The 15,906-nt window shown below is 69.8% G+C and carries 10 protein-coding genes; 7 read left to right on the forward strand and 3 right to left on the reverse strand.

Annotated elements, in window-relative coordinates:
* The first annotated feature begins 5 nt into the window (after positions 1-5).
* Entirely contained in the window at positions 6-2,807 is a 2,802-nt protein-coding gene (locus F6W97_RS03395; RefSeq protein WP_155368596.1) for an AfsR/SARP family transcriptional regulator, read from the forward strand.
* On the opposite strand, the gene F6W97_RS03400 is transcribed toward F6W97_RS03395, so the two are convergent.
* Together F6W97_RS03400 and F6W97_RS03405 are read right to left on the reverse strand one after the other, a co-directional pair.
* On the reverse strand, positions 2,804-4,663 hold the full coding sequence (locus F6W97_RS03400) for an ABC transporter ATP-binding protein (protein WP_155368597.1): 1,860 nt from the start codon (positions 4,661-4,663) through the stop codon (positions 2,804-2,806). The two genes, F6W97_RS03395 and F6W97_RS03400, sit on opposite strands and share 4 nt — an antisense overlap.
* Positions 4,660-5,205 (reverse strand): TlpA family protein disulfide reductase, encoded by a 546-nt coding sequence (locus tag F6W97_RS03405; protein WP_155368598.1) that lies wholly within the window; start codon positions 5,203-5,205, stop codon positions 4,660-4,662. The genes F6W97_RS03400 and F6W97_RS03405 overlap by 4 nt, the downstream gene beginning before the upstream one ends.
* 133 nt (positions 5,206-5,338) lie before the next feature.
* On the opposite strand from F6W97_RS03405, the gene F6W97_RS03410 reads away from it, so the two are divergent.
* Positions 5,339-8,401: an AfsR/SARP family transcriptional regulator gene (locus F6W97_RS03410; protein WP_155368599.1), complete on the forward strand. Its 3,063-nt coding sequence runs from the start codon at positions 5,339-5,341 to the stop codon at positions 8,399-8,401.
* A 998-nt stretch (positions 8,402-9,399) separates the two neighbouring features.
* Here F6W97_RS03410 and F6W97_RS39970 read toward each other — a convergent pair.
* Positions 9,400-9,564, reverse strand: coding sequence for a hypothetical protein (locus tag F6W97_RS39970; RefSeq protein WP_196278955.1), 165 nt, complete (start codon positions 9,562-9,564; stop codon positions 9,400-9,402).
* 320 nt (positions 9,565-9,884) lie between these two features.
* Between F6W97_RS39970 and F6W97_RS03415 the strand changes: the two genes are divergently transcribed.
* From F6W97_RS03415 to F6W97_RS03440, 5 genes are all read left to right on the forward strand, one after another.
* Positions 9,885-11,312: an RICIN domain-containing protein gene (locus F6W97_RS03415; RefSeq protein ID WP_155368600.1), complete on the forward strand. Its 1,428-nt coding sequence runs from the start codon at positions 9,885-9,887 to the stop codon at positions 11,310-11,312.
* 119 nt (positions 11,313-11,431) lie between these two features.
* On the forward strand, positions 11,432-12,712 hold the full coding sequence (locus F6W97_RS40440) for an RICIN domain-containing protein (protein ID WP_230686374.1): 1,281 nt from the start codon (positions 11,432-11,434) through the stop codon (positions 12,710-12,712).
* 184 nt (positions 12,713-12,896) lie between these two features.
* Positions 12,897-13,724 carry a M23 family metallopeptidase gene (locus tag F6W97_RS03430; protein WP_155368601.1) on the forward strand — a complete coding sequence of 276 codons (828 nt, stop codon included), beginning with the start codon at positions 12,897-12,899 and terminating at the stop codon, positions 13,722-13,724.
* A 602-nt stretch (positions 13,725-14,326) separates the two neighbouring features.
* Positions 14,327-14,635, forward strand: coding sequence for a response regulator transcription factor (locus F6W97_RS03435; RefSeq protein ID WP_230686375.1), 309 nt, complete (start codon positions 14,327-14,329; stop codon positions 14,633-14,635).
* Between the two features lie 173 nt (positions 14,636-14,808).
* Positions 14,809-15,804: a DUF1996 domain-containing protein gene (locus F6W97_RS03440; RefSeq protein WP_155368603.1), complete on the forward strand. Its 996-nt coding sequence runs from the start codon at positions 14,809-14,811 to the stop codon at positions 15,802-15,804.
* Positions 15,805-15,906 lie beyond the last annotated feature (102 nt).

The raw sequence follows: 15,906 nt of genomic DNA on the forward strand, positions 1-15,906 counted from the left end.
CGTGAATGGGTTGGGAGTTCCGCCTGCTCGGCCCGTTGGAACTCAGGCGGGACGGGGTCGCCGTCGCCGCGGGCTCCGTCAAACAGCGGATGCTGCTCGCCTCGCTGCTGCTCGACGTCAACCGAGTCGTCTCCGTGAACCGGCTCATCGCGGCCCTGTGGGAACGTGATCCGCCCACCTCGGCCATCGCGAACATCCGCACCTATGCCTCGCAGCTGCGCCTGACGCTGACCGACGGCAACGGTGACAGCCGGCTCGCCGGTCGCCCGCCCGGCTATCTGCTGACGGCGGCCGACGATGAGTTCGACCTCGCTGTCTTCACCCAGCGCGCGGCGGCCGGGCGGGCCGCGATGAGCCGTGGTGAGCTGCGGCAGGCGGTCAGCGCCTTCCGGGAGGCGCTGGCGCGATGGCGGGGGCCGGCGGGCGAGGACACCTGCCAGTCCGGCCTGCTCGCGACGCGCCTCGCCGGGCTGGACCAGCAGCGGCTCACCGTCATCGAGGAGCTGGTCGCGGCCCGGCAGCAGCTTGGCGAGAACGCGCAGCTCATCCCGGAACTGCGGCAGCTCACTTACGAGCACCCGCTCCGGGAGCAGCTCTGGCAGCAGCTCATCGTCTCCCTCTACCGCACCGGCGACATCGCGGGCGCCCTGGACGCCTATGAGCAGGCCCGCTCCGCGCTCGTCCGCGATCTCGGCGTCGACCCCGGTACGGAGCTGTCCGCCCTCTACCAGGCTGTGCTCAGCCGCGATCCGGCGCTCCTGGCGGAGTCGAGGGCCGCCGACGGGACGGAGATCCGCCCGCGGGAGCTCCCCTCTGACGTGGCGCGCCTCGTGGGGCGGGACCGAGAGGTCGCGATGGCGACGGGCGCGCTGGCGGACGTGCCGACCATCGCCTTCTACGGCACCGGCGGCGTCGGCAAGTCGGCGCTCGCGGTCCATGTCGCCCACCAGATCGCGCCGTCGTTTCCCGACGGCCAGATCTATGTGGACCTGGGCGGACCCGGCGGGCAGCCCCAGGCTCCGGTGGACGTGCTGCGACGGGTCATCCGGACGCTCGGCGTGCCGGCCGATCAGATGCCGCAGAGCGAGGCGGAGGCGTCGGCGCGCTACCGGTCCTTCGTGGTAGGGCGCCAGATGATCGTGCTGCTGGACAACGCGACCAGCGCGGAGCAGGTCCGCCCGCTGCTGGTCGGCGGGGGCGGCACGGTCGTCATGATCACCAGTCGGCGGATGCTCGCGACGATCGACCGCGCCGTCCACATCGAGGTGAACCGCCTCACCGAGCAGGACGCGGCGCAGCTACTGGCGGCGGTGTGCGGACCCGAGCGGATCGCGGCCGAGCCGGCAGAGACCGCGCGCCTGGCGGTGCTCTGCGACCGGTCGCCGCTCGCCCTGCGCATCGCCGGCGCCCGTCTGGCCGCCCGGCCGCTGTGGAGCATCGGCGAACTGGTCCGGCAGCTCTCCGACGAGCGGACCCGGCTCGATACGCTCGCATTCGGCGATCTGGCCGTCCGCTCCAGCGTCGAGCTGAGCTTCCGCGCGGTCGGCGGCGACGCCGCGGCCCTGCTCGGGCTGCTCGGCCTGGTCCGCATCGACGAGTTCACGCTCAACGCGGTCGCCGCCCTGGGCGACCTGCCATCCGCTCAGGCGGCGCCGGCCTTCGACCAGCTGATCGAGCAGCGCCTGGTCGAGCAGACCGGGCCCGGCCGGTTCCGGATCGGCGACCTGGTCCGGCTGTTCGCCGGCGACCTCACCGTCGCGGGCCGTCCCGAGGCGCTGCACCGCCTGCTGTGCTTCTATCTCTGCACGGCGCGCCGGGCCTGGGAACTGGTGCACCCCGCGTTCCGGCCGGCCCGCGACGACGGGTTCTTCGAGACCGTCCCACGGCTGGAGTTCGCCGACGCGTTAGCGGCGACGGCGTGGCTGGATCAGGAGCGGGCCAACCTGCTGACGCTGGCGCGCCAGGTGGCCGACGAGCGCGCCGCCGTCGCCCGCTTCGTGCCGCTCCTGCTCTCCTGCCTGCACCAGTACCTCGCGGCCGACGACAGCTGGGACGACCTGGACGAGCTGGCCCAGCTGTCGCGGGCCGTCGCCGTGCGTGATGCCGCCTGGCACGCCGAGGCGGAGGCGATGGTGTGCCTCGCCGCCGTCTGCCGGGCCCGCGGCACGTTCGGCCAGGCCGTCTCCTATCTGGAGCGGGCGGGCGAGCTGCGGCGCCGCTTCGGCGACGAGCACGGCGTCGCCGACTGCCTGACGGCGCTGGGTCAGACGCTGGTCCGCTCAGGTGACCTCGGGACGGGACTGGCCCGGCTCAAGGACGGCGCGGCGCTCTACGACCGGCACGGCCTGCGGCTGGCGGCGAGCCAGGCGCTGCACGAGGCCGGGGAGGTCCTGTGCCGCCTGGGTCGTTACGCCGAGGCGGAGACTTCGTTCGAGCAGGCGCTGGCGGTCCGCCAGGCCGAGCGGGACCTCACCGGCGAGGCGATCACCCTGGCCGCGATGGGCATCACCGACTGCCTGCGCGGCAGCGATCTGCGCGCCGTGGGCAGGCTGACCGATGCGCTCGCCCGGTGCCGGGCCACCTCGGCGCACCGCCACAGCTGGCAGGCACTGATGTGGCGCGCCGCGGCGTACCAGCGGCTGGGGCAGAGCAGCGAGATGGCGGCCGATCTGCGGTCGGCCTGGGACCTGTCGCGGTCGCACGGGGACGTGAACCGCGAACGCTTCGCCACCGTGCTGCTGGAGAAGCTCAGCCGGGGCGACGAGGGCGACCTGAAGGACCGCATGGCCGCCGAGTTCCTGTTCTAATCGCCGCGGCCCGCCGGCTCCGACAGCTGGTAGCCGGCGGCCTGCAACTGGAACAGCTGCGCGTATGCGCCGTCGGCGGCCATCAGCGTCACGTGGTCCCCCTGCTCGGCGACGACCCCGTCGGCGAGCACGACGATGCTGTCGGCGTCGCGCAGCGAGCCGAGCCGGTGGGAGATGAGCAGGCTCGTCCGGTCCGCCCGGTGCTCCCGCAGCCGCTGGTGCACCTCGAACTCGGCCTGGGCGTCGAGGCCCGCGCTCGGCTCGTCGAGGATCATCAGGTCCCGCTTGTCCCGCAGGAACGCGCGGGCCAGCGCCAGCCGTTGCCACTGCCCGCCGGAGAAGCGGACTCCGGTCTCTGGATCGCCCTGGTCGGACTCGCCGAAGAACATCCGGCTCAGCATCGTGTCGTACCCTCGGGGCAGCGCCTCGACCGCGGCGTGGACGCCCGCCCGCTGCGCCGCGGCGACCAGCACCGGCCGGTCGTCGATGCTCGCGATGTCGCCGAGCCCGATGTTGTCGGCGGCGGTGAGGTCATAGCTCATGTAGTCCTGGAACACGGCGCCGATGCGCGCGCGCAACTCCGTGATCTCCACGTCGCGCAGGTCCACGCCGTCCCATGCGATGGTGCCACGGTCGGGGTCGTAGAACCGGCAGACCAGCTTCACCAGGGTGCTCTTGCCGGCGCCGTTGAGGCCGACGAGCCCGACCGTCGTGCCGTGCGGAATGAACAGGTTCACCCCGCGCAGCACCCACGGGTGCTCGTCGCTGTAGCGGAACCACACGTCGCGCAGCTCGATGCCGCGCCGCAGCGCGGGCAGCGCGCGAGGGTCGGCACTCAGCGGCAGGTCCGGCTCGGCGTTGACGACCATCGCGTAGTGGTGGAAGACGGTGAGCTGCTGGTGCGTGTGGGCCACCGACACGATCAGCTGCTGCATCGCGCCCAGCACGCCCGGCACGACGACGAGGAACATGGCGACGTCGCCGACCGTGAGCGCCCCGGCGTGCGCCTGCCGAGCGGCCCAGACCAGGCCCGCCCCGGCGACGATCGCGCTCAGCGCGGCGAGCCCGCCCTGGGTGGTCAGCTCGCGGCGGTCCATCCGGCGCTTGGCCCCGAACACCTCCCGCAGTTCGGCCAGCATCCGCCCGCGCAGGAAGCCGCCGGTGCCGAACAACCGGATCTCCTTGGCGGCGTCGACGCTGCCGAGGAGGTTGCGGTAGAAGAACTCGCGCCGCTCGGTCGGGCCCAGGTCCCAGATCATCGCCGCCCGCCGCCGGGAGAGCTGCAGCTCCAGGAGGAGTGTCGGCACCGCCGTCGCGAGGACCGCCAGCGTCATGACCGGGCTGATCACGGCGAGCGAGCCGAGGAAGCCGAGCAGTGTCAGCACACCCCGGGTCACGCCGAGGGAGCCGTCGACCACCTGAGCCGGTGCGGCGGCGCCCTGCTGCGCCAGCCGGAGCCGGTCCAGGAAGGCGGGGTTCTCGAAGTAGGCCAGCCCGCTGAACCGTTCCACCGCGCGGTAGAGCTCATCCTGCGCCAGCAGGGCGACGCGCTGGTCGAGCTGCGTCCGCAGGTACTGGGTCAGCTGGGGAAGCGCCGCGGTGGCGAGGCCCGCGACCGCGAGGCCGCAGGCGACCGCCGTGACCGCGGCCACGGTCCCGCCGGTGGTGATCAGATCGAGCAGCATCTTGGTAAGCCAGGCGCCGGCCACCGGCACCGCCGCCCCGGCGAGGGTGCCGACGGCGTACGAGGCGGTGGTGGCGGCGGCCCCTCGGCGCGCGATGACGGCCGCGAGCCTGCCCGCGCGCAGCAGCTCCCGGCGGCTGGGCGGGGCGGCGGCGGTGAACTCGGTCGTCATACGGCGGCGGGCCGGGGCAGACCGGAGAGCATGGAGCCGCTCGCCACCATCGTCCCGTCGGCGGAGACGAGGCCGACCGCGGGGAAGCCCTTCACGCCGAAGGCGGCGGCGACCGGTCCCTCGTCCTTCTCCAGCACCACCCGTGCCACGTCGGACAGCTGCTCGACGGTGGCGGTGGCCTCGGCGGCCACATCGGCGACCACGACGGCGAATACCCGGTCCCGGCCACCGAGCTCAGCGGCGTAGGCGACGAACTCGGGCAGGCGCTCGCGGCAGGGCGCGCAGCCGGGCGAGAAGAAGCCGACGAGTGTCCCGTCGGCGAACGAGGCGGTGGAGACCGCCTCGCCGGCGGTGGTGACGGCGGAGAAGGAGCCGATCTGCGCGCCCGCCGGGAGGATCAAATCCGTGGCCGTAGGCCCGGTCGGCACCTTGGACAGCAGCGCGGCGTGCTCGCGCAGGCGGCGGATCATGCCGAAGGCCAGGAGCAGATTGAGCAGGCAGATGGTGGTGACGATGGCGAGCGCGATCCATAGGTATGCCATCCGCGCAGGCTAGCCAGCACGGATACAAGCGACATACAAACCTGATCCAGATGTGACGATGTTCGATACCACATTGGACATCCTGGCCCGGTAGGATTCAGGTGAGTTGATCAATCGAGGGTTGGTGCTGAGGTTGTCCCTGCGGTTTCGGTGTCTCGGCTCGCTGGAGATCCGCTGCGCGAACGAGTGGCAAGCGGTCGCCGGGGGCAAGGCGCGAACGCTGCTCGCCATCCTCATGATCCATGCCGGCGAGCCGGTCCCGGTCGGCCGCCTCATCGACGAGCTCTGGTGCGGTGCTCCGCCGGCCTCGGCGCGGTCACTGCTGCGCGGCTATGTCCTGTCGCTGCGGCGAGCCATCGGCCAGGACGGCACGATAGTCCTCACCGCCGAGGCCAACGCCTACTGCCTCCAGGTGGGCCGGGAGTCCGTGGACGCGTACCGGTTCGAGCAGCTCGCCGCGGACGGCCAGGGGGCGCTGCGAGCCGGTGACGTCGACCGGGCGGCCCGCCTCCTCGGTGCGGCCCTGTCCCTGTGGTGCGGCCCGGCCTTCGCCGCGGTGGCCACCTCGCCGCTGATCGCTGCCTACGCGTCCCGCCTGCACGAGCTGCACCTCGCCGCGCTGGAGGCACGGATGGAGGCGGACCTGCTCGCCGGGCGGGCCGAGCAGCTCCTCGGCCCGCTGCGCCAGCTCATGCAGGAGCATCCCGCACGGGAGCGGATCATCGCCCTGTGGATGCGGGCGCTCAACGCCCAGGGGCGGCGGGCAGAGGCACTGAACGCCTATGTGGATGCACGGCGCAGGCTGGCCGAGGAGTTCGGCATCGAACCAGGACCGCACCTTCGGCAGGCCCATCGGGACATCCTCGCCGAGGACGGCGTCGACGATCCGCCCGCCTTGGATCCGCCGGCGGCCCAGGTGGCCGCCGGCCGAAAGCAGCCCGGTGTGACCCGCGACGCGCCGTGGCAGGCGCCGGCCTCCATCGGCGATTTCACCGGACGCGACGCGGAGCTCGCCGGCTGCCTGAAGGTTCTCGACCAGGGACCGGGCACGGCGATGCACCTGGTCGCGATCTCCGGCCGGGCCGGAGTGGGCAAGACCACGCTCATCACGCGCCTCGCCCACCTGCTGCGCGACACCTACCCGGACGGCCAGCTCTACGCCGACCTGCACGGCGACAGCGCGGAGCCGACCGCACCGGGCGAGGTGCTCGGACGCTTCCTGCGGGCGCTGGGCGTCCAGGGATCGGAGATGCCGGAGACCACGGACGAACGCTCGGCCCTGCTGCGCAGCCGGCTGGCCGGGAAAAGGCTGCTGATGCTGCTCGACAACGCCGCCGGCGAGCAGCAGGTCCGGCCACTGCTGCCCGGCGCCAGCCCCAGCGCCGCCGTCGTGGTGAGCCGCCGACGGCTCTCCGCGCTGGATGTCAGCCACTTCGTCGACCTGGATGTCTTCAGCCCGGCCTGCGCACTGAGCCTGCTGGAGCAGATAGCCGGCACCGAACGAGTCATCGCCGAGCCGGCCGCCGCCAGCGCGCTGACCGCCCTGTGCGGCCACCTTCCGCTCGCGGTACGCATCGCCGCCGCCCGCGTCTCGGCGTCGCCCGGAACGCCGATGTCGTGGCTCGTCCAGCAGCTCATGGACGAGCGAAGCAGGCTCGACGAGCTCAGCATCGGCGACCTCGACGTGCGCACCACCATCGCCGCCGGATACCAGGGCCTGTCCACCGTGGAGCAACGGACGCTGTGCCGGCTGGCCCTGCTCGACGCCGCCGACTTCCCGGCCTGGGCAGTGGCCGCGGCCGCCGATCTGACGACGGCTGAGAACCGCCAGGTGCTGCGCGCTTTGGTCGACCGGCGCCTGCTCGACGAGGTCCGCGTCGACCAGGTCGGCCAGCTGCGCTACGGACTCCACTGCCTGGTCCGGATCTTCGCGCGAGAACCGGCCCGGCAGGAACCACCGGCAGCACAGCTCGCGGTGATCGAGCGTGCGCTGGACAGCTGGCTGACCCTGGCCCAGACCGCCAGCGCAGCCCTGGCGGCCGCGACCTTGGCCGACATCCGGCCGCCCCGCCCGAAAGCTGCCCGCGGCGACGGGGTCGAAGCCGCCGCGGGCTCCCCATCGGCGTGGTTCGAGGCGGAACGCGCGGCCATCGCCGCGGCCGTGGCCCAGGCGGCAAGACTCGGCCGAGCCGACCTGTCGTGGGGACTCGCCGCGGCGACCCACAGCTTCTACGAGCTGCGTGACCTCTTCGACGACGGCCAACACGCCCACGAGACCGCACTCGCCGCCTGCCGTGCCGCCGGCGACCAGCTCGGCGAGGCGGTCATGCTGCGCGACCTCGCGGACCTCTACAGTTCCAAACCCGGCTCCGACATCGGGCGCAAGCTCGAGCTCGCCGCCGCCGCACTGCGACTCTTCCAGCAGGTACGCCACACCCAGGGCGAAGCCGACGCGCTGTACCTGTGCGCGACGGTGCACCGGACGCGAGGCGACCACGCCGAGGCGGTCGCAAGCCTGGAGGAGAGCCTCCAGGCCTGCCGCTCCGCGGACTATCACCTCGGCGAGCTGCACGTCTGGCAGCTACTCGGCATCGTGCGCCGGCAGGAGGGACGCAACGATGAGGCGCTCACCTACGCGACCCGGGCCCTGACCATCGCGCGGGACCTGGGCAGCTCCCGGGACCAGAGCGTCGCGCTGGGCCTGATCGGCATCATCCGGCGCGACCAGGGCGATCCCCACCAGGCCGAGCAGGCGCTGGTGGCGGCGATTGCCATCGCCGAGGAGTCCGGGGACCCGGTGCAGCTGGCCTTCCTGCACGGACACCTCGGCGCGCTCTATGTCGCCAGCGGGCACCCAAGGGCGCGGCCGGTCCTCGAACGCGGGCTGGAGCTGAGCAGAGCGAGCCACTCCGTGTTCGGGCAGGCGCTGGCGCTCAACGCGCTCGGCCGGCTCGATCTCGCCGACGGCGACGCGCCTGCGGCACTGGACCGCCTCGGCACCTCGGCACAGCTCTACCGCGAGGCGCAGAACACCTACGCCGAGGCCAAGGCCCTCGCCGTCCTCGCGGAGGCTTATCGTCTGGCCGGCGACCCCGAGCAGGCGCGGTCCAGCGCCCGCGCCGCCGTCCTGATCTTCCGGCGGCTGGGCAACGAGACCGAGGCCGTCCAGACGGCGCTGCTCGCGGTTGACCGGTAGCGGGCGGCCCGCAGTAGAAGGCGTGGTCGCCTCCGTCATCCTCGTTCCATCGAGCCGGGCCACGACGCACCTTCCCGTAGCCGGCAGCACCGCCGCCAGCAGTGGTCAGGACGGGATGCGCTCGCCGTAGCACCAATCGCCACGCCGACGCGAATCACCGGGATCGAATGGACTCAATCGATGTCTTGCCGCGACGCGACCCGGCTGTGGTTACCTGGCAGCAGCGGTGACGAGCCACGGGGTGCGGTCATGGTGTGGGTGGACGAGTACGTCGTCTCAGACATGAAGTTGACGTACCTCGACGCATACAACGAGGGGACCAGGACGGTCGCCAAGAAGCACAGCAAGCACCGGGGGCGTCATCGCCGAGCTCCGGTACCACCGTATTCCGCCGGACCGCGACCGCGGGAACGCCGAAGCCGACGAGTACCTCAATCGGCAAGCCGCATCCCAGTTCATAGGGCTGCTGGTGGAGAAGGGCATAGACCGCGCGTGGATGAGGGTTCCCGAACCGATCGGGACGGTGCCGCCCGGCGGTATCTCGATGGGGCTGGTCATCGTCACCGACGCGACGTGGAAGCCGTATCCCGATTTCAGGATCGAGATGCCGTGGGAGATGAAAGAAGACCGAGGTGCCGCCAGAGGCGATGACCATGATCTCGCTGATCATGAGGCGTTCGGGGCAACCATGCGGTCACCGAGTAGCCGCATAGCGTCCTTGGCGGCATGCCGATGTTGGCAGTTGGTTCAAGCTGATAGCGAAGGCAACCGGGAACACACCATGGGCTACAGCAGGTCAGCGGATAACCGTGACTGCCGTACTAATTCCTATGGAGCGGCAAGTGCGGCGAGCCGTTCCATCACCACCTGCCGTGGCAAGGCTGACCCCCGGCGGAACGCCTCGCCATAGCCGGCCTGGCCGAGAGTTTGATTGAGGTCAGCCGCAAGCTTGGTCACGAATGCGTCGGAATTCTGTGACGTTCCCCGGACGACCTGGCTCATCCCGAGCGTTCGGCCGCGCCTTCCTGGTCGCCTTCCATCATCAGTATCCGGGCCAGATTCTCTGTGTACCGGGCGATGCTGAAGCTGTTGCCGAAGGTGAGGCAGCCGCGCATCACTCTTGGCAGCAGTGTGCGCGCCCCATCAACCGCCCCGGCTTCCATCCTGCGCCTACCGCGAAGCCTTGCCTGATGCGTCGCCGCCCTCGATATCGCCGCCTCGGCCCCGCATGCGGGAGAGCCGGCGGGGCCGGCGGAGCGGGCGGGACGATGTTCGACTATGTACGTTCGTGGGCCTTTGCGTACCGAGTATGGCGCGCGGATTCAGCAAAGTTAACCCTGTTGTCACGCAGCTGAAATCCAGCGCTCCCTCTGCCCGCCCGGCCGAGGGACCTGCCGTCGGCTTCGACAGAGGGAAGTTGATCCGCGTGAAGGAGAACCTCCGCCCCCGGCCCCCCATCCGTCGCCTCGTCCGGTCGATCCGGATGGCCGCAGCCGCAGCCGCAGCTGCAGTCCTGTTCGCCGGCGCCGCCGTCGGCTTCGCGGTGTCGCCGGCCAGCGCGGCCCCCGTGGACATCGCCAACGGCACCCAGTTCCGGGACAGCAGCGGGAACGTGCTGCACGCCCACGGTGGCGGCGTGCTGCAGGTGAGCGGCTACTACTACTGGTTCGGCGAGAACCGCAACGCCGACAACACCTTCCGTGCCGTCTCGGTATACCGGTCCACGGACCTCAAGAACTGGGAGTTCCGCAACAACGTCCTCACGCAGTCGTCGCACGCCGAACTCAACGTCTCGAACATCGAGCGGCCGAAAGTCATCTACAACAGCTCGACGGGCCGCTTCGTCATGTGGATGCACAAGGAGAACGGGTCGAACTACAGCGAGGCGCGCGCCGCCGTCGCGTCGTCGGCGACCGTGGACGGCAACTACACCTACCACGGCAGCTTCCGCCCGCTCGGCCAGCACATGTCGCGAGACATCACGCTCTACAACGACAACGGCACCGCGTACATGATCTCCGCGGCGGACGAGAACTACGACCTGCACATCTACCGGCTGACCTCGGACTACCTGAACGTCAGCACGCTGGTCGGCAACTTCTGGAACGACGCGCACCGCGAGGCCCCGGCCATGTTCAAGCGTGGCAGCGTCTATTTCCTGCTCACCTCGGGCGCGACCGGCTGGAGCCCGAACCAGGCGAAATACGCTACTGCGAGCAGCATCTCCGGTCCGTGGACCGGGTGGACCAACGTCGGCGACGGCACGACGTTCAGCTCCCAGCCGACGTACGTGCTGCCGATCCAGGGGACATCGGCGACCAGCTACCTGTACATGGGCGACCGCTGGGCCGGCGCCTGGGGCGGCCCGGTGGGCGACTCGCAGTACGTCTGGCTGCCCATCAGCTTCCCCAGCAGCACCAGCATGAGCCTGACCTGGCACCCGCAGATCACCGTCGACGCCGCCACCGGCACCGTCACCGGCGGCGGATCGGCCCCGACCTACCGGATCACCGCTCGCCACAGCGGCAGGGTGATGGACGTGGTCTCGTCGTCGACGGCGAACAGCGCCGAGATCAAGCAGTACGCCTGGAACGGGGGAGCCAACCAGAAGTGGCAGTTCCAGGACGTCGGGGGCGGCTACTACCGGCTCATGAACGTCAACAGCGGCAAATGTCTGGACGTGGCCGGCAACTCGACGGCCAACGGGGCCAACATCATCCAGTACACCTGCGGCAGCGGCACGAACCAGCAGTGGCAGTGGGTGGCCACGGGCAGCTACTTCCAGCTGCGGGCCCGCCACAGCGGCAAGTGCCTGGACGTCGTGAGCTCGAACACGGCCGACGGCGCCGACATCCAGCAGTACACCTGCGGAAGCGGCACCAACCAGCAGTGGTCGCGCGCCACGTCATGACCCGTCACCAGTCAACCGGTGATCGCCGTTCCCGCGGCGATCACCACCACCCTGTACTGCCTGAGGAGGCAAGCGTGAAGTCACGCACTGCAACACCGGGAACAAGACTCAGCCGGTGGGTGGCCCGGCTGGCCGGCGCCATGCTCGTCGCCGTCACAGGCCTCGTCGCGGTCGCGTCGCCCGCAGCGGCTGCCAGCGGCTACATCTACACCACCTTCAAGGGCGACGGCGCGGCCGACCAGGAGCTGTGGGTCTACCAGTCGACCGACGGCAACAACTTCAGCGTCCTGGCCGACACGAACTACCAGGGGCCGTCGGGCGTCCTGCGCGACCCCAGCATCATCAACCACAACGGTATGTACTACATCGCGTACACCGTCCAGTCGTGGACCACGAACTCCACCTACTTCAACATCGCCTCCAGCACGAACCTGACCACCTGGCAGCACGTGGCCAGCGTCAACTCGGGCATCGCGAACACGAGGTTCGTGTGGGCGCCGGAGTTCTACGTCGAGGGCAGCACCGTCCGGGTCATCGTGAGCATCGCGCAGACCACCTGCTCGAACTGCTTCCAGCCCTACATCTTCACCGCCACGAACAGCTCGCTGACCTCCTGGAGCGGGCCGGTGGCGATGGGCGGGCTGGGCGCCAACCACATCGACACGTTCGTCGTGCGCTCCGGCAGCACCTACCACGCCTTCGTCAAGGACGAGAGCTCGAAGTTCATCGAGCACTGGACCAGTGCGAGCCTGACCAGTGGATGGACCTCGGTGGCCAGCCTGTGGACGTCGGGGTACGAGGGGCCGGCGGTGTTCCAGCTGGCCAACGGCACCTGGCGGATCTACATCGACAAGTACACCAACGGCGGCATCTGGTCGGCCACCAGCTCCAACCTCAACAGCTGGTCCGGTCTGAGCAGCGTCGCATGTCCGGGCTGCCGGCATGGCACGGTGCTGCCGGTGGCCGAGCTGCCGGCGGCCGCCCCCCAGTACCGGGTCACCGCCCGTCACAGCGCCAAGGTGATGGACGTGGTCGGGGCGTCGACGGCGAACAGTGCCGAGATCAAGCAGTACACCTGGAACGGGGGAGCGAACCAGAAGTGGCAGTTCCAGGACGCGGGGAGTGGCTACTACCGGGTGGTGAGCCAGGTCAGCGGAAAGTGCCTCGACGTGGCCAATGCGTCTACCGCTGACGGAGCCAATGTGATCCAGTATGCCTGCGGCAGCGGGACCAACCAGCAGTGGCAGTGGGTGGCCACGGGTAGCTACTTCCAGCTCAGAGCCCGCCACAGCGGCAAGTGCCTGGACGTGGTCGCCTCGTCCACCGCCGACGGCGCCGACATCCAGCAGTCCACCTGCGGCAGCGGCGCCAACCAGCAGTGGTCGCGCACCCAGGTGTAGGTGGCGCGACGATCTCGGACCGTCGTCGTTCACGACACGGGGGCGTCGGCGCAGCAATGCGCCGACGCCCATGCGGCCTGGCTCCATCTCGATGCCGCAATGTGGTCGGTCGACCGGACGGGTCCCCGGGAACAATCGTGAACAAACCCTTGCCTCGGACCCGAAGCGGCCTTAGGTTGCATTGATGATCCTCAGTGACAGCCGTCCCGATCCGGCCCAGGACGTCGGCCACGGCGAGCCGCGGCCCGAGGATCTCGGCGGTATCGCCTACCTGCGGGGACTGTCGAGACGGGGATTCATCACCGGCTCGGCGTTGGTGGCGTCCGGGGTGTCGGCAGCCTTTGCCTTGCTGCCCGGATCCGCCCAGGCTGCCAGCGGCTATCAGCGGCCGTGCGGAAACGTCCGGATCTCGAGTTCCTGGCAGGACCACCGCAACCGGACGCCCCCTTCGGCGGAGCCGGGCACCGACTACGCGGTCGGCACCGGCACGCCCGTCGTTGCCGCCGCGAGCGGCATGATCCGTTACGTGAAGACCGACACTTCCGGCGCGACCGGCCGTGTCGTGGGGATGGCCCATGACGATGGCAATTACACCCGGCACCTTCACCTGTCGAGGATCGTCGTCTCCTCGGGTCAACGTGTGTCGCGCGGCCAGACGATCGCTTACTCCGGCTCATCGGCGAACGGCAGCGACTCCGGTGTCGGACCGCATGTGCACACGAGTCTCTGGCTGAACACCGGCGCTCCGACGAACTTCGGCGCGACGGTGGATTTCGAGAGTCACGTCGGAGACGTCGCCAACCCGAACCCGCCTGACCAGGAGGTAGATGAAGTGTTCATCGCGAACGTGCGAGGCAACTGGTATCTCGTCGTGCCACAGGGCACCAACAAGCCGCGGGCAGTGGTCCTGGGGGGCGACAGCAACGCCGCGGCTTCGGGCATACCCGTCCTGAACTTCAGCTGGGATCCGTCGATCAACGCGCTGAGGGCCGCGGTCGACGGCATCGGTTGAGATGACCTGGGCACGTCGCGGGCCGGTCGTCATCGTCGATACCCGGTCGCTGCGCTGGCGGACCTACGTCTGAGCCTGACGCGGCCGTGGGAGGCAGCACACCGGCATGGGCCCCGGCAGGATGGACCGCGGCCGCGCACAGGTCGCGGCCGCGCCGCTGGTCAGCGTCGAGCGCTGACCGGCCGCATGTCGGTCCAGACGTCTTCGATGTGGCGCAGGCACTCGTCGCGGGTGCCAGACCTCGACCAGATCGTCCGGCACGCGGCCCCGATACTTCCCGATCAGCTCGGGTTCGACGGGACCGTGCGGCACGAAGTCGGCAATCTCGATCACGTGCTCGAAGCTACCTGAACGCGAGATCAACACCGGCGACGCCGCCCAGGAGTTGCGCGGCAGCCAGGGTGCTGAGCCGGCGCCGACGTCGACGACGGCGCCGGCATGGCCGAGCGGGGCGGGTACCCGCCGCGGCGATCCGCGGGTCGGTGCGGCGTAAGGCGGTGCAGCCACGACCGTGGACCTCGTAGTCGAAGTCACCAGCGGGACGGCGCCGATCGAGCTCGCAGACTTCACGTGCCGGCCGATCGGCGCAGCTGATCCGGGCGGTGCGCGCCGCGTACGAGGGCGACGCCTACCTGTCGCCGGCCGTGACACGGATACTGCTGGGCCTGGTGAACCCAGCCGTCACGGATCGGCGTACCGAGGCCGAGCAGCGGCTTACTGGCCTCAACGCCCGTGAGGTCGACGTGCTGCGGCTGGTCGGGCAGGGGATGTCGAACGCCGACATCGGCCGTGGCCTGTTCATGAGCGAACCTACGGTCAAGACGTACGTCAGCCGCATCCTCGCCAAGCTGAACTGCGCCAACCGGGTTCAGGCCGCCCTGCTTGCCCGCGACGCCGGCCTGACGTCGTGAACAACCGGGCCGGACAGGCCGCTCGTAGAACACTGATGTCGGCTGGACCGCTGACCGCAGCTGCGAATGGGTGTGACCAGCAGCCGATGGCCGGATCACATCTGCCCGCGTCCGCGCACGATCCTGCCTTCGTTGCTGTGCGCTCTTGAGCCTGGGAAGCACGTGCTGAGTGCATGGTGCTGATCACCCGTAGGCAAGCATTTACGGCAATTTATGGCAACCCGTTTCGAGCAGGTTTCGCCGTTGCTATGGTCCGAATCACCCATCGTCGATGCTCAATTCACATTCGCCAAGGAGGCGTCATGAGCATTCGAACCATGCCCAGGTTTCGGTTCCACGTGGCCGTAGTGGCTGTCGCAGCCGTCGTGATGACGGTTGCCGGGCAGCCGCCGGCCAGCGCCGCCGACAATCCGCCGTTCGCTCCGTACCAGGAGATGCACGCGAACTGCACCGTCACTCATCGGCTCAACGACGACCCGATCGTGTTTCCGGGTCTGGCGGGGGCATCCCACAACCACACGTTCATCGGCAACCCGGCGACCAACGCCAATTCCACGACACAATCGCTGGTCGGCGGCGCGACGTCCTGCGAGGACACCCTCGACGCGTCGGGATACTGGTTCCCGACGTTGCTGCAGAACGGCGTGGTGAGGCTGCCGGACAAGCCGACGGTCTACTACAAGTCCGATGTGAAGGACTACCGCACCGTGCGACCCTTCCCGCCGGGCTTCCGGCTCGTCGTCGGCGACGCGAAGATGACCACGGCGACGAACTTCACCGGCGAATGGCAATGTCCCGGTTACAAGGGTAAGGCCATCCCGTCATCCTGCCCGAGTGGTTCCTCGCTGGTCATGCGTATGAAGGCGCCGAGCTGCTGGAACGGCGTGGACCTGGACACGGCGGATCACAAGTCCCACATGGTCTGGCCGATCAACGGCGTCTGCCCGGCGTCACACCCGGTGCCGCTGCCGCAGCTGCAGGTCAAGCTTCCGTACCCGCTGCCCGGCGGAAACACCGGTGGCCTGGTCTACTCCTCCGGCAACGCTTACTCGTTCCACTACGACTTCATGAACGGGTGGAACGACGCACGTCAGGTTTACCTGGTCGGCCACTGCATCAACGGTGGGCGCCAGTGCAACGGCTACGGCGTGGACCCCCACAAGCCGTAGGCCGCTGGCAGTTCTGCCATCCGGCTGGCGAACCACGGCAATCGATTGCCACCTCTGGACGCCGGTCATAGATTTCGCAAACCGCATGCGGTTCCATGCGGC

Origin of the sequence: Catellatospora vulcania, from assembly GCF_009720385.1 — a bacterium.
Lineage (GTDB): Bacteria > Actinomycetota > Actinomycetes > Mycobacteriales > Micromonosporaceae > Catellatospora > Catellatospora vulcania.

What these genes read in the sequence shown, in the direction of transcription:
- F6W97_RS03395 (WP_155368596.1), top strand. Translation starts at nt 6, where the DNA reads ATGGGTTGGGAGTTCCGCCTGCTCGGCCCGTTGGAACTCAGGCGGGAC.
- F6W97_RS03400 (WP_155368597.1), bottom strand. Translation starts at nt 4,663, where the DNA reads ATGACGACCGAGTTCACCGCCGCCGCCCCGCCCAGCCGCCGGGAGCTG.
- F6W97_RS03405 (WP_155368598.1), bottom strand. Translation starts at nt 5,205, where the DNA reads ATGGCATACCTATGGATCGCGCTCGCCATCGTCACCACCATCTGCCTG.
- F6W97_RS39970 (WP_196278955.1), bottom strand. Translation starts at nt 9,564, where the DNA reads ATGGAAGCCGGGGCGGTTGATGGGGCGCGCACACTGCTGCCAAGAGTG.
- F6W97_RS03415 (WP_155368600.1), top strand. Translation starts at nt 9,885, where the DNA reads ATGGCCGCAGCCGCAGCCGCAGCTGCAGTCCTGTTCGCCGGCGCCGCC.
- F6W97_RS03430 (WP_155368601.1), top strand. Translation starts at nt 12,897, where the DNA reads ATGATCCTCAGTGACAGCCGTCCCGATCCGGCCCAGGACGTCGGCCAC.
- F6W97_RS03440 (WP_155368603.1), top strand. Translation starts at nt 14,809, where the DNA reads ATGGTGCTGATCACCCGTAGGCAAGCATTTACGGCAATTTATGGCAAC.